Here is a 14,120-nt window from a genome sequence, read left to right on the forward strand (position 1 = left end):
GATAAGGCGCATTGAGCGCCTTATTTTTTTGCCTTTTCTGCCCGCTGACGGCGCAGTTCTTTCGGATCGGCAATCAATGGCCGATAAATCTCTACCCTGTCGCCATCATTGAGCACATCGTTCAGCTTAGCCGGTCGGCTGTAAATACCCACCTTGTTGCTGGCCAAATCGATATCGTTCCGTAGCTCTAACAACCCAGAAGCCAGGATGGCCTGCTCAACGCTGCTGCCTGCTACCAACTTAACCTGGCGCACATATTGGCGTTCTGGCAACGCATAGACCACCTCAACGCGTATCTCAGACACTGTAGACCTCTTTGGCGCGCTGAGTGAACGCTTGCACCATGCTACCGGCCAGTTCTTTAAACACTTTACCGAAGGCCAGCTCGATCAGTTTGTTGGTGAACTCAAAATCCAGGTGCAGCTCTACCTTGCACGCCTCGGGGCTTAACGCAGTGAACTGCCAGCCGCCCATCAGCTTGCGGAACGGGCCATCGACCAGTTGCATATTGATGCTTTGGTTATCCAGCAGCGTATTGCGCGTGGTAAAGGTTTTGCTGATGCCGGCTTTTGCCACCTCTACCGCGGCGGTCATTTCATTAGGGGAAGCGGCAATCACCCGGCTGCCGGTGCATCCTGGCAGAAAATCGGGGTAAGAATGAACATCGTTAACCAACTGATACATCTGCTCAGCGCTAAACGGCACTAAGGCAGAACGACTGATCTGGGGCATATCATTTCCTGAGAGGCAAAAAACGTACAGATAATACCATTTATCTGGCGCCAAACAAAAAATCTGCTACGCGCGGCACGGATCCAAAATGCGAGAAATTGCGCAGGTGCTGAGTGGGAAAGGATTTCTTTCGCTGCGTCATCCAGTATAATGAGCGCACTATGACAAAGAAAAAAGCATACAAACCCGGTTCCGCAACCATTGCACAAAACAAGCGAGCACGTTTCGAATACTCCATTGAAGAGGAGATCGAGGCGGGTTTGGCCCTGCAAGGTTGGGAAGTAAAATCACTGCGTGCTGGCAAAGCTAACATCAGCGACAGTTATGTAATGTTCCGCGACGGTGAAGCCTATCTGTTTGGCGCCACCATTTCGCCGCTGAACGTTGCTTCAACTCATGTGGTATGCGATCCAACACGTTCCCGTAAACTCCTGCTGAAAAAACGTGAGCTAGACTCACTGATCGGCCGCGTTACCCGCGATGGTTATACCGTCGTCGCCCTCTCCATGTATTGGAAAAATGCCTGGAGCAAGGTGAAGATCGGCGTAGCCAAAGGTAAGAAAGAACACGATAAGCGCGATGACATCAAAGATCGTGAGTGGCAGACGGCGAAAGCCCGTATCATGAAGCATGCCAATCGTTAAGCCGCTGGCTTAACAGGGTAATCTTCTGTTATACTGCACAAAGTACTTGGGGCTGATTCTGGATTCGACGGGATTTGCGAAGCCCTAGGAGCATGCCGAGGGGCGGTTTGCCTCGTAAAAAGCCGCAAAAAAATAGTCGCAAACGACGAAAACTACGCACTAGCAGCTTAATACCCTGCTTAGAGCCCTCTCTCCCTAGCTTCCGCTCTTAAGACGGGGATAAAGAGAGGTCAAACCCAAAAGAGATCGCATGGAAGTCCTGCCTGGGGCTAAAGTGCTAAATCTAATCAGGCTAGTTTGTTAGTGGCGTGTCCATCCGCAGCTGACCGGCGAATGTAAAGATTGGACTAAGCATGTAGTGCCGACGGTGTAGTAATTTCGGACGGGGGTTCAAATCCCCCCAGCTCCACCAAATAATGATCCGGGTATTACCAGATAAGTCCGGAGAAGTACGGAAAGCCCGCATCCCACCTAGGTTTGCGGGCTTTTTTGTGTCTGTAGTAGTCCGAGGATATCCGCCTGAATCCAGAGATAATTGGTACACGTTTAGGTACACGCTATAATGTGTACCAATAATCGTGTACCAATTATGGAAGAAAGCTAGCTATGGCGCGCCTAACACGCCCCCTGTCCCACAATGAAATCCTCAAAGCCAAGCCTTAAGACAAAGACTACACGCTGCACGATGGCGACGGTCTGTTCCTCCTGGTCAAGACCAGCGGCAAAAAGCTGTGGCGGTTACGCTACCAACGCCCAGGTACTGACAAGCGAACCAACGTAAGCCTAGGTGCCTACCCTGCCCTCTCGTTAGCTGATGCCCGACAGATCCGTGATGAGAAGATTTCGCTACTCGTTCGGGGTATCGACCCACAGGCCAAAGATGCCGAAGAAACCGAACAGAAACAGATTGCACAGGAAAGCATTTTCCTTAACGTGGCAAAGCAGTGGTTTGCATTGAAACAAGCCCACGTGAGCGCGGATCACGCGAAAGATATCTGGCGTTCTATCGAGAAAGATATTTTGCCTTCCCTGGAGAATGTCCCTGTTCAGGAAATTAAGGCCCGTTTGCTAATCCAGGTGCTGGAGCCTATCAAAGCGCGTGGAGCTTTGGAGACAGTTCGCCGTCTGGTACAGCGCATCAACGAAATCATGATTTACGCCGTCAACACCGGCTTGATTGAGGCGAACCCTGCCTCAGGTATTGGTAATGCGTTTGAACGCCCTAAAAAGCAGCATATGCCGACTATACGCCCTGAAGAGCTGCCTAAGCTGATGCGCACTATCTCGATGAGTAATCTATCGATACCAACGCGCTGTTTGCTGGAATGGCAGTTGCTAACGCTGATACGCCCTGCGGAAGCCTCGGCAACGGCCTGGGCCGAGATCGATATAGAGAAAAGGGAATGGTGCATACCGGCAGAACGTATGAAGGCAAAGCGCGATCACATTGTTCCGCTCTCAGACCAGGCATTAGAGATACTCGAAATCATGCGCCCTATCAGCGGTAGACGTGAGCATGTTTTCCCAAGCCGTAACGATCCACACAAGCCGATGAACAGCCAGACGGCAAACGCGGCCTTAAAACGTATCGGATATGGTGGAAAATTAGTCGCACATGGGTTACGTTCTATAGCTAGTACAGCAATGAATGAAGCTGAGTTTAATCCTGATGTGATAGAAGCAGCTCTTGCACATTCCGACAGAAATGAAGTTCGAAAAGCTTACAATCGAACGAGTTATTTAGAACAAAGAAAAAAATTGATGTCCTGGTGGGGACAATTTGCATCAAAATTATGAATAAGGAATTTTATGACTATCTATCTTCACTCTGAAGAACCATCTTCTAAAGATTTATTTGATGGTAAAAACCATGAAAATATTGCTAACCAAATAGCTAATATATTAAGCAAGGAAGATGTGGATATCGTTGGGCTTGAAGGTTGTTTAGGCTCAGGGAAATCGACTGTAATAAAATTATTGAAGGAGAAGATAGAAAGCCCAGAGTGTATATTCATTGATTTCGACGTGGAACTTTACCACCAAGGTTCAACTAAAAAAGCACTGATAACTAAAATATTTAATGGGATGAATAAAAAAATACCTCATGACTTACGAGAAAGCCTAACAGAATATAAAGATAACGCTTTGGGCAATACTATAAGCTATAAAAAAACACAAAATAGCTCTATGAATTTATGGACTATAGGTTTCATAAGCCTATCCATATTCTCAATGCAGTCCATTAGGTTTTTACTTCAAGATATAAAGCATCTTGACGATAAAGATTTCTCATGGTTATCATTCATGGCTAATTCTACCTTAACTCTATCACCTGCTCTTCTTTTTATTGCATTTTGTTATTTTAACAGAAAGAACACCTCAATAAGTTTTGGTGATATTATAAAAAGAAATACAGTGGATACTATAACAGAGAAAATGCTAGTATCAAAAGAGGTCGGCAGCATAGAATTATACGAAGCAATAAAGGGTTTTCAATCCTGTATACCTCCAGGAGTCACTTTTATTTTAACTATCGATAATCTTGACCGCGTAAACCCGGATAAAGTCAAAGAAATCTGGAGTGATATAGAGTTAATAGCTAATACATCAGAGAAAAAATTTAAAATATTATTGCCGTATTCATCTAAACATGTTGCATTATCTTTATCAGAAGATTTTGATGAGGGTTTAGAGTTTATATCAAAAAGAATTCCAATCAGCCTTCAAGTTCCACCAATATTATCTGCTGGCTGGAGAAATGCATTTTATATTTATTGGCAGAAGAGCTTTCCAAACCATGATAGTAGCATATCTAGAGAGGCTGCGGAATTTATCGAGATGTGGCTCCCAAAAAGCATTCAACAAATAACCCCCAGACTATTAAAGAAAATAACAAACGACGTACAACTCACCTTGTTAATTACACCAATTGAAGTTAACCCTATAGTTGTTACTTATTATATACTGGCAGTGAAATATAATAACATAGATTTTAAGAAATTGACTTTTGATTATGACGAGGAAGGAAGTCATACATATGAAAATGACAATTATTTAATCGAGCGAATGAAGAAAACCAATAGGAAACTAAAGCGTATTTTTGATGGAAAAAAAGATGAGTGGATCGGCCAGCTTTTATGTATTAATTACCAGACTTCTGTGGAACTAGCTAAATGTGAACTCATAGATGAGCCATTAATGTTGTCAATTAAACGAAGTGATAGTGATTCATTTATAGAGCTATCTAAATCATTTGGCTTTGGCTCTTCTTGGATAAAAATACTTGACAATACTGATCCTATGGAGTGGTGTGTGTTACTATCTCGCGTGATGGACAAAGAACCGGAAATAGTCAGTGAGATACTACCAAATTTAATCAAGACATTAAACGTAGACTTCAACAATAACAATGAGATACCGTTTATTACAGAATTCCTTTTATCATTGAAGCTATTTAAAAATAAAAACATACCATTTCATGGCGACTACCTTCAGAGTTATAAGGAAAATTTAGTCAAAAAAGCTAAAAATTCTTTCCCAACACCATTCAATAACGTAAAGGACCCAACTACTAACAATCAAATAAAGTCTGTTCTTACTGAAGTTGATATGTTTTCTGAATTGATTGGTGAAAATATTTTTGAACTGATAATGCCAGACATTGATGGAGTGTTTTATGCTTATTATTTGACCGACCACGGCAATGATTACCCACACTTAGCCACTGATAGTATTGCGCTTAATGACTATGAAACCTGTCGGATGATTTTTGAGACAATATCATCCAGCGAACTAATGGACATAACTAATAGTTATATAAGTAAGCACGTACATTTCGGGAATGAATTTATTCAGACAGAAATAGATCAAGATGCTCATAATAACATCAGGGTTATATATAGCAATTTTTTAAACAATATAAGCATGGATTGCAAAGAAAAACTAGAGTTACTAGTTTTAAATAAAACATGGCATACTAGTAATTTAACAGGTTACTACCCAGCACTAAATAACATATCTAATGACTGGCCAAACCACTATATCGCGCACATGACAGCCCACATGGTAGCAACAGGTACTTATCCATCAACTGATATTTTCGCTGATAAAATTCAAGATTTTGATGAATTCACAGAACTATTATCGATTTACTTATGTTATATCAAAAATGAAAAGAAACTAATAAACGCATTGAAAAACAAAGTCATTAACGAATATATTTCGCCTGCAATAGATTTAATGCTCAAGCTTGATAAAATAAAAAAAATAGAACCAATACACATTATTAGCTCATCATACTCGATTATAAAGCAATCCTTATCCCCTGAGGCAATGCAAATAATAATTAATAATAACCATGATGAATTGGTAACTGAAATAGAAAATACATATATAAAAAATATGGACGAAGCATTTATTATCGATACTTTAGAAAAGCGTAGCCCTCTTCCCATTTGCCTCGCTATCTATGATTGTCTCGATATGGAAATTGATGAGAAAAACTTCAATATATTCACTTCAACTAAAAATAGAAAGCATGAATTTATAATTACTCAAGCTAAGCACTTCAAAAGAAGTCTAGAAAATAAAAAAGAATATATTTATGATTTTTATTCAAAGCTAGATATAAACAAATTAAAAGATAATTATAACAGAATGATTTTTGATGCATTCTCCGATGTTGCTAAAAATAAATTACTCAGAGAGCTGTCCGATATAATATACCAAAGAGACATAGAGGTTGAAAGACAGATTAGCTTAATCAAAGACTTTGGAGACTTATTGAATTGTAATGACAGCGAACTATCAACAGGTTCACGATCGCTGTCAAGATTGTTTGAACATATAGAAAAGAATTCATTTATTGCTGAATGGTTAGATAAGCAGAGCTTCAATTTCTCAAAATGGAATAACATTGATAAAGAGAATGCTTACGAGAGGATTATATCTTATTCGGAACAATTCCCGCAGTTATCACAAAAAGATGCAATACGAAGTCGCATTCGTCAATTAGAAGATAAAAGTCAAGTCGAGTAGGGTTTACTATACTCGCGCGCAATGCTATCCCCGCCTCGCCTGCCCCGCTTTATGTGTCGCATTTCATGCAGATGCATAGCGGGCTTGAAGCCGCGCCAGCACTGGGGCTAGGTAGGCTAAACACGCACATTATACGCATGCAAAATCATGCACTCTATGCATGCACGCGCAGTTTGAGACAGGCTAGCCAGAAAAAAGGCGGGGTTTGGGAGAGCGGTAGAAAGCAAAAAACCACATCCTGGTAAAAGATGCGGGGTGATTAATCAGTGTGGGTGATTATTGTTACCGTAACGGTTTAACGTTCGGCGTTCCGGTGGGGGCGGTGCCGCAATAGTTTCCGGTGGCAAGGGCCGCTGAATAACATACTCAATACTTTCCCGCGTTTTAAAGGTGCTGGAACAGTCGATATTCTGGCACTGGTAATACGCCTCTTTGGTCTGTTCGGTTAAATACCGGCTGGTGCGGGTATGTGAACCACTGCGGCAAAAGGGACAACGCATCATGATTTAATCCCCCGCTCCTTAAATTTCTTGCGTTTTTCCGCTATTTCCGTTGCCAACTGCCAGCGTTTGACTGGGCTGTCGCGCAGCGCCGGTAATACCCCCGTTTCCTCGGGCTGTGCCAGTCCGATTTCACTCAGCACCGGGTGCTCAATGTTCTTTTGCGCCGTAGCCGTAATAACATGCGCAGTCAGCGCCCCCAATACGCTCTGTTCAATCACTCTCATCGGGTTATCGTGGTAAACACTGTAGGCTTTCTTTACCAGGGAGCAGGCATTGACAACATCGGCGCTCAAGAGCGCTTTCCCCAGGGAGTCCACGGCCTGAGCCATTGCGTGCTCGGCAAAGGCGTTCAAAGCATCTCGGTGCGCGTCGACCAGCTTGGGGGCTGTCGTTCCACAGCAAAGGTGGAGGTACATTTTATCCACCTCCATTTCTTCAATCAGGCCGTCGAACTCTTTGGTCAGTTCCCGCTTGGAGATCCGGCTGTGGTGCTGCGCTTGCAACTCCGGGGTCATTTCCCCATGTAGTTTGAGAAAAATTCATCATAACACATTGAATAGTATGACCAATTATTACATTTATCTAAAGGTTAAAATTTGATGTAATTAAACTATTGACCTACTTTTTATAATGGTTAATTATATTGTTGTTTACGGCTTCGTTTACATTGTGTATAGGATAAAAATCACGGCATAGCAGTTACAAATTATGGAGTGGGAAATTGAAAGCGACTACGGAGTCACAAAGGAGACGATTAATTGCTACGTTGCTAAATGATTTAGCAGAAGAGAATTTAGCAATCTTTGCAGGAGCGGGCCTTTCAGCCCCCGCAGGCTTTGTAAGTTGGACTGAATTACTCCGTCCCATAGCTGAAGACCTAGAACTCGACATTGAAAAAGAAACAGATTTAGTTGCTTTAGCTCAATATCACTGCAATTCAAATTTAGCAAACCGAGGTAAACTCAACCAACTCTTGATAAATAAGCTATCTGATGATGTTGAAATAACAACAAATCATAGAATTCTTGCAAGACTTCCAATATCTACATATTGGACAACTAACTACGATAAACTTATTGAGAAATCGTTAACTGAAGCAGGGAAAATACCCGATACAAAATATCGTGTCAAACAACTGAGTTTCACAAAGCGGGGCCGAGATGCTGTTATTTACAAAATGCACGGAGACATAGAGAATCCTGATGAAGCTGTAATCACGAAAGATGATTACGAGAGTTATCATGTCAAGATGCAACCGTTTATTAATGCTTTAAGCGGTGATCTAGTATCTAAGACATTTTTATTCTTAGGTTTTAGTTTTACAGATCCAAATCTTGATTATATTCTGAGTAGAGTGAGAATTGCTTACTCAAATGATCAAAGACAGCATTATTGCATTCAGAAAATTGTGGCGTCAACAACCGGTGAATCTCAGGCAGACACAGAATATAGAAAACGGAAACAAGAGCTTTTCATTCAAGATTTGCTTCGATTTGGTATCAAAACAATACTTGTATCTGACTATTCAGAAATAACAGACATTCTTCATCAGTTGGAATGGGCATATAGAAGAAGAACTATCTTTTTATCTGGATCGGCACATGAGTATGGCCGGTGGAAATCAGATGAAGCCCAACATTTTATTTACTCTTTATCAAAAGAGATCGCAGTTTTAGGATTCCGAATAGTTTCTGGCTTTGGGTTAGGTGTTGGTAGCTCAGTTATTACCGGCGTATTAGAAAATGTGTTTATGAGCGGTAAACGCTTAGACTCTGAACAGTTAATACTTAGGCCTTTTCCACAGTATGAAGTTGGTAAACGTCCGATTTCAGAAATATGGAATGAATATCGTACAGATATGATTTCGCATGCTGGGATAGCTATTTTTGTTTTTGGTAATAAAATCAGCGATGGCAATGTTGTTGTTGCTGATGGTTTAATGAAAGAGTTTGAAATAGCAAAAAACAACGGACTTTTGTTAATCCCTGTCGGAGCAACTGAGTATGCGACAAGAGAAATCTACAATAAACTTTCTCAGGATGGGTACTTTGACAGCGCTGAATTCCCTAAGGAATTAAGAGAGCATATAAACAAACTTGCCGATCATAACTCAGATTTTGAAACAATTAAGGGTGTTTTAATCGACTTACTTGGCTCATTGAAATAAGGATTCAATCATGACTAAACGTAATTGCTTCTACAGCTTTCATTATATACCCGATAATTGGCGGGCTGCCACAGTGCGTAATATCGGAGCCATTGACGGTAATAGTCCCACTTCAGATAACAACTGGGAAACAGTTAAAAGAGGCGGAGATGCGGCGATAAAGAAATGGATCGCAGACGAAATGAATGGAAAGTCATGCATTGTTGTGCTCGTTGGTAGCGATACAGCTGATCGCAAGTGGATCAATCATGAAATTATCAAAGGATGGGATGACGGAAAAGGTGTTGTAGGTATTTATATTCATGGTCTAAAAGATAGTGATGGAAATACCTCTACTAAAGGTGATAATCCTTTCGATTATATTGGGTATAGTAATACTGGAAAAAAACTTTCAGCTATTGTGAAATGTTATAACCCCACTGGTTCTACAAGCCAAGAAAAATATAACTGGATAAAAGAGCACCTAGAAAATGCTGTTGAAGAAGCAATAACCATTAGAAAAAACAATTAGTCTTTTAATCCGTATAAAATAAAGGAGGCATAGTGCCTCCTTTTAAATATTTGATGTTTCATGCTTTGACCTTCTTCTTGTTGTGATGATTTTCATGCCTAATATTTTAGCTCAATTTAAATTTATATTTGAATCTCTTTTCACACTCAATTATATGAGATGACTTTATATTTATTTCTTCATGAATATTTCTTTATTTATTCTTAGAGACTACAATAAGCTTCCTTATTCCTAATCGCTTTCTAATTTATTCGTTCTTAGTTGTTCTACTATTGATGTTGTAACGGATTTTAATCTAAATTTACTGGTCGCTGTTGTTGCTGTTTCTGCATGCTCAAGCATCCTACTAATAGAACTGCTGCCACATTTAGTATTCCCACGACTGAGACAGCTTTGATTATAAGGCTTGATTGATTTTTTACTGTGTTGCTTTTTCAACTCTGCTGCGTATTTGTGTAGCTTTCTATGCTGTTCTTCTAATTTTTTTGTCTGTTGGTCTATGATGTTTTTCACTGAGTTTAAAGCTGTTATTGCTGTTTCTAATGATTTATTCACTCTTGTTAATGTCTGCTGTGTCTAATTTAATGCTGTGCTGACTGATTCCGATAATATCATCATTGATTCCGTCAACGGCTCTACTGTCATTGACATTTGGTTCATAGGTGATCGACTAATACTATTTTCGTCATCTTTTTTTCTTGCTGAGAAACTTCTAACGAGACTGATCTGCCTACCTCCTTTAGCGATTTCAAATCCAATCTGCTACCGTTCAGCAACCCACTCCACTCTCGAGCAAATACGCATGACCAACAAGTTTTCCGGCGGCTGCCTGTGCGGAGCCATACGCTTTAAGGCAACCAGCCCAGCAAATCCACACACCTGCTCATGCGATATTTGCCAAAAGCATACCGGTGCCCAATCCGCCGTATGGATTGAGTTTTCAACCTCCAATGTGCAATGGATCGGGGAAGGTGGCAAACCCGCAACCTACCGCTCCTCACCAGCCTCAAGCCGAGCCTTTTGCCCACGGTGTGGCAGTTCCATTGGAGCCATAGATGACGGACCCATAATCGCATTACTGAGTGGAGTATTTGATAATCCAAACGATCCTGCGCTGACACCGGAGTATCATTCGTTTGAAGATATGAAACCCGAGTGGTGGCAGAAACTGTTTCCTGATAGTCTGACCTGCTCCCCGTTGATTCGCACACCTTGATGGTTTTAACGTCCGCTTGCTTTTGGCACGAAGCGGCCCATGAAGAACCGCTACGATGACAGACAAATGCTCCAATTGAGTTATTGTCATTCAAACCGCTATTCGTATTGTCGGTCTTCTTGTTGTTCTCGAATTCTTTGATGTTCAACCGAAAGGGGCAGCTTTTTACATATCTTTTTGGCTGCGTCTGAAATATTGCTTCGTTCGTGTTTGATAAGTTCGCCCAAGATGCCAGCTCTGTTTTGTTAGTGTTTATCACGTACGGTGACCAACATCCCCCTACAGCCCCTTAGTCAGAGGGAGCTGATGCAAAGCCAAAATCAGGCGAAATGGTTACCCGCGGCCTCATGCCCAACTTAACGTGTTTTTCGCCGCCTAAATCCCTAGTCTTGATGTGTATTTAATGCGTTTTTTCCGATGGGTTAAGCAGTAAATTTTTATCGCATAATAAATAATTTTCATTATCATTGCGCTTTCGCAGTCAACATTCATTCCGTTAAGAGTTGTGTTAAATGAAAAAGGTCATCTGTGCGTTAGGAATGGTGCTCGCCTCGGCCAGCTCTGCTTTGGCAACCACGTATCCTCTAACGATTGAGAATTGTGGGTATAAAGAGACGTTTACCAAAGCCCCCGAGCGCGTCGTCGCACTGGGACAAAATACCGTCGAAATTCTGCTGCTATTGGGGTTGCAGGACAAGATAGTCGCCAGTGCGTTTTGGCCAACCAAAGTGCTACCGCAACTAGCTGAACAGAATGAAAAAATCAAAACGCTGACGGTAGAAATACCGACGTTGGAATCTATTCTTGCGCAAAACCCTGATTTTGTTCCCGCACAACTGCCTTTGCTGCTCGGCCCAGAAAGTAAAGTCGCCAAGCGCGAAGATCTCGCCACCGTTGGCGTGAATAGCTACATGTCTCCTGGCATGTGCGCAACCAAAAAAGACATTGGCGATATGTACGGTAGCCGCCAAAAACTGTGGGACATGACATTCCTTTATCAAGAGATTGCAGACTTTGCCAAAATCTTCAACGTCGAAGATCGCGGCCAGGCGCTAATTGCCGATTTTAAACAACGCGAAGCAGACCTTCGCCGAGAGTTCGGAAAAAACAACCAAGACCTTTCGTTTGTCTTCTGGTTCTCTAGCTCTTCCCCCTCCTCTGATGCCTATGTCGGCGGCAAGAACAGCGCTTCCGGTTTTATCGCTAATCTGTTAGGCGGCCATAACGCCATCACCTCAGAGACTGAGTGGCCAACCGTCGGTTGGGAAAGCATCATTGCCGCTAACCCCAATGTGATAGTAGTTTCAAGCCTTGACCGAAATCGCTGGGCGCTCGATAACGCAGAAGAAAAGATTAAATTTCTCAAAACCGATCCTGCGGTTAGTCAATTAGACGCGGTGAAAAAAGGCCACATCGTCGTGATGGATGGTCAGGCAATGAACCCAACGATTCGCACCATCTATGGTGCAGAACAAGTTGGCGAACAGCTCAGAAATCTTGGGCTAGATAAATGACAGTAGTGTCACAGCCGATGAAACAGACGTTTCTGCTAGCCGCGTCGAGTGTTTTTTCAGTGGTGTTGTTATTCCTGGTGATCGCGATTGGCGTTAGCGTAGGTGAGCTTTCTATCCCGCTGCGAAGCGTGTTCTATGCCATAAGCAATAAACTCGGACTGACAGAGGTACCCCTTAGCCGCATTTACGAAAGTGTGATTTGGGACTTTCGCCTGAGCCGTGCGCTTGTCGCGGCCTGCTGCGGTGCCGGGTTGGCAATATGCGGTGCAGTGCTGCAAAGCCTGCTGAAGAATGCTCTGGCAGAACCTTACGTGCTTGGCGTTTCTGCTGGCGCTTCAACCGGCGCGGTTTCAGTGGTCGTTTTGGGTATCGGCACCGGTGCCGTGTCGCTCTCCGCCGGGGCATTTGCAGGGGCATTTGCCGCCTTTGCCTTTGTCGCCTTTTTGACCAATGGCGCACGCGGTGGTAATGAGCGCACTATTCTAGCGGGCGTTGCTGCGTCTCAACTCTTCAACGCGATTACTGCTTACACCATCAGCACATCCGCTAGCGCGCAGCAGGCGCGTGACGTGATGTTTTGGTTGCTGGGCAGTTTCAGCGGCGTGAGATGGCCTGAGTTTCAACTGGCGCTGGTCGTCGTACTGGTAGGGCTTGCGGTATGCCTTTACTATTCTCGAGCGTTGGATGCTTTTACTTTTGGCGATGATGCAGCCGCCTCGCTGGGCATTGCCGTGCCCTGGGTTCGCCTGATCCTGTTCACCATCACTGCGCTGATCACAGCAACCATCGTCAGCATGGCAGGTTCTATCGGCTTTGTGGGCTTGGTCGTTCCACACGTCATGCGCTTCTTCTTTGGGCCATTGCATCGCAGGTTACTTATCACCTGCGCATTGGCAGGTGCCATCTTGATGGTGCTGGCCGATATAGCTTCGCGCTTATTGATAGCCCCGCAAAGTCTTCCGGTCGGCGTGGTCACCGCGCTGGTTGGCGTGCCATTCTTTGCCGTTATCATCTACCGCTCAAGGAATAAGTGATGAGTATCGCCGCTGAAAATATTACCTGGAGTGTGGGTAAAAAAACCATCGTCAACAACATCTCGCTGAGCGTTTCGAGTGGAGAAACCGTCGGGCTACTGGGCCCTAACGGCTGCGGAAAGTCATCACTGTTGCGGATCCTCGCTGGATTACGACGCCCCCACTCAGGTACTGTCACGCTGGACGGGCAAAATATCGCCCAGATAACCAAAAAGCAGTTGGCACGCCGGGTAGCTTTTGTAGAGCAGCACGGCATGACCGAGGCCAATATGCGCGTTGTCGACGTGGTCAAACTGGGGCGTATTCCTCATCACTCCCCGTTTTCTAACTGGAGTACGCAGGATGACGATACTGTCACCGCCGCACTCCAGCGTGTCGATATGCTTAGCAAAAGTGAGCAAGGGTGGCAGAGTTTATCGGGTGGCGAACGCCAGCGTGTTCACATTGCACGAGCTCTCGCACAATCGCCGACGGAGATCCTCCTGGATGAGCCGACCAACCATCTGGATATCCGCCATCAGATACAGTTGATGAAACTCGTCAGCGAACTGCCAGTGACCAGCATTGTGGCTATTCATGACCTCAACCACGCCTCCATGTTCTGCGACTCGTTGATTGTGATGCAACAGGGCCAGATCGTCGCCGCAGGTAGCCCGCAGGAGATCCTCACAGAGTCACTGCTTTGGGATGTATTCAAGGTAGAGACAAAGATTGAAATCTCTCCCTTCCACGGAAAAAAACATATCCACTACATCGCTTAAG

At 43.5% G+C, this 14,120-nt stretch carries 13 protein-coding genes, 1 other RNA gene and 1 pseudogene; 10 read left to right on the top strand and 5 right to left on the bottom strand.

Annotation, left to right across the window (positions count from 1 at the left end; translation table 11 throughout):
* Positions 1 to 20: 20 nt before the first annotated feature.
* Together ACKWMY_RS04835 and ACKWMY_RS04840 are read right to left on the bottom strand one after the other, a co-directional pair.
* The gene (locus tag ACKWMY_RS04835) at positions 21 to 305 is read right to left on the bottom strand and encodes an RnfH family protein (protein WP_074029510.1); all 285 of its coding nucleotides are present in this window, start codon (positions 303 to 305) and stop codon (positions 21 to 23) included.
* Positions 298 to 732: a type II toxin-antitoxin system RatA family toxin gene (locus ACKWMY_RS04840; protein ID WP_021178920.1), complete on the bottom strand. Its 435-nt coding sequence runs from the start codon at positions 730 to 732 to the stop codon at positions 298 to 300. The genes ACKWMY_RS04835 and ACKWMY_RS04840 overlap by 8 nt, the downstream gene beginning before the upstream one ends.
* Positions 733 to 893: 161 nt before the next feature.
* Here ACKWMY_RS04840 and smpB point away from each other — a divergent pair, with 161 nt between their 5' ends.
* The 4 genes and pseudogenes from smpB to ACKWMY_RS04860 all read left to right on the top strand — a co-directional run bounded on the left by smpB (position 894) and on the right by ACKWMY_RS04860 (position 6,413).
* Complete coding sequence (gene smpB / locus ACKWMY_RS04845; protein ID WP_021178921.1) at positions 894 to 1,376, top strand: SsrA-binding protein SmpB; 483 nt, start codon at positions 894 to 896, stop codon at positions 1,374 to 1,376.
* A gap of 48 nt (positions 1,377 to 1,424) precedes the next feature.
* Positions 1,425 to 1,788: a transfer-messenger RNA gene (ssrA, locus tag ACKWMY_RS04850) on the top strand.
* A gap of 194 nt (positions 1,789 to 1,982) precedes the next feature.
* Positions 1,983 to 3,173, top strand: a pseudogene (locus ACKWMY_RS04855) (integrase domain-containing protein).
* A 12-nt stretch (positions 3,174 to 3,185) separates the two neighbouring features.
* On the top strand, positions 3,186 to 6,413 hold the full coding sequence (locus ACKWMY_RS04860) for a hypothetical protein (protein WP_409485970.1): 3,228 nt from the start codon (positions 3,186 to 3,188) through the stop codon (positions 6,411 to 6,413).
* Positions 6,414 to 6,676: 263 nt separating this feature from the next.
* On the opposite strand, the gene ACKWMY_RS04865 is transcribed toward ACKWMY_RS04860, so the two are convergent.
* Both ACKWMY_RS04865 and ACKWMY_RS04870 read right to left on the bottom strand, forming a co-directional pair.
* The gene (locus ACKWMY_RS04865; RefSeq protein ID WP_409485971.1) at positions 6,677 to 6,916 is read right to left on the bottom strand and encodes an ogr/Delta-like zinc finger family protein; all 240 of its coding nucleotides are present in this window, start codon (positions 6,914 to 6,916) and stop codon (positions 6,677 to 6,679) included.
* Positions 6,913 to 7,431 carry an NAD-dependent aldehyde dehydrogenase gene (locus tag ACKWMY_RS04870; protein ID WP_409485972.1) on the bottom strand — a complete coding sequence of 173 codons (519 nt, stop codon included), beginning with the start codon at positions 7,429 to 7,431 and terminating at the stop codon, positions 6,913 to 6,915. The genes ACKWMY_RS04865 and ACKWMY_RS04870 overlap by 4 nt, the downstream gene beginning before the upstream one ends.
* 206 nt (positions 7,432 to 7,637) lie before the next feature.
* Between ACKWMY_RS04870 and ACKWMY_RS04875 the strand changes: the two genes are divergently transcribed.
* Together ACKWMY_RS04875 and ACKWMY_RS04880 are read left to right on the top strand one after the other, a co-directional pair.
* A complete protein-coding gene (locus ACKWMY_RS04875; RefSeq protein WP_409485973.1) occupies positions 7,638 to 9,083 on the top strand; it encodes an SIR2 family protein in 1,446 nt (481 codons plus the stop codon).
* Positions 9,084 to 9,093: 10 nt separating this feature from the next.
* Positions 9,094 to 9,594: a TIR domain-containing protein gene (locus tag ACKWMY_RS04880; protein WP_261160881.1), complete on the top strand. Its 501-nt coding sequence runs from the start codon at positions 9,094 to 9,096 to the stop codon at positions 9,592 to 9,594.
* A gap of 231 nt (positions 9,595 to 9,825) precedes the next feature.
* Here ACKWMY_RS04880 and ACKWMY_RS04885 read toward each other — a convergent pair whose 3' ends face one another.
* Entirely contained in the window at positions 9,826 to 10,149 is a 324-nt protein-coding gene (locus tag ACKWMY_RS04885; protein ID WP_409485974.1) for a hypothetical protein, read from the bottom strand.
* 247 nt (positions 10,150 to 10,396) lie between these two features.
* On the opposite strand from ACKWMY_RS04885, the gene ACKWMY_RS04890 reads away from it, so the two are divergent.
* From ACKWMY_RS04890 to ACKWMY_RS04905, 4 genes are all read left to right on the top strand, one after another.
* On the top strand, positions 10,397 to 10,810 hold the full coding sequence (locus ACKWMY_RS04890; RefSeq protein ID WP_409485975.1) for a GFA family protein: 414 nt from the start codon (positions 10,397 to 10,399) through the stop codon (positions 10,808 to 10,810).
* A gap of 512 nt (positions 10,811 to 11,322) precedes the next feature.
* Positions 11,323 to 12,324: an ABC transporter substrate-binding protein gene (locus ACKWMY_RS04895; protein ID WP_094982617.1), complete on the top strand. Its 1,002-nt coding sequence runs from the start codon at positions 11,323 to 11,325 to the stop codon at positions 12,322 to 12,324.
* A gap of 17 nt (positions 12,325 to 12,341) precedes the next feature.
* The gene (locus ACKWMY_RS04900; protein WP_370592699.1) at positions 12,342 to 13,358 is read left to right on the top strand and encodes a FecCD family ABC transporter permease; all 1,017 of its coding nucleotides are present in this window, start codon (positions 12,342 to 12,344) and stop codon (positions 13,356 to 13,358) included.
* Positions 13,358 to 14,119: an ABC transporter ATP-binding protein gene (locus ACKWMY_RS04905; protein ID WP_098930000.1), complete on the top strand. Its 762-nt coding sequence runs from the start codon at positions 13,358 to 13,360 to the stop codon at positions 14,117 to 14,119. Before ACKWMY_RS04900 ends, ACKWMY_RS04905 begins: the two co-directional genes overlap by 1 nt.
* Position 14,120 lies beyond the last annotated feature (1 nt).

This window comes from Serratia sp. J2, assembly GCF_046269175.1.
Taxonomy (GTDB): domain Bacteria; phylum Pseudomonadota; class Gammaproteobacteria; order Enterobacterales; family Enterobacteriaceae; genus Chania; species Chania fonticola_C.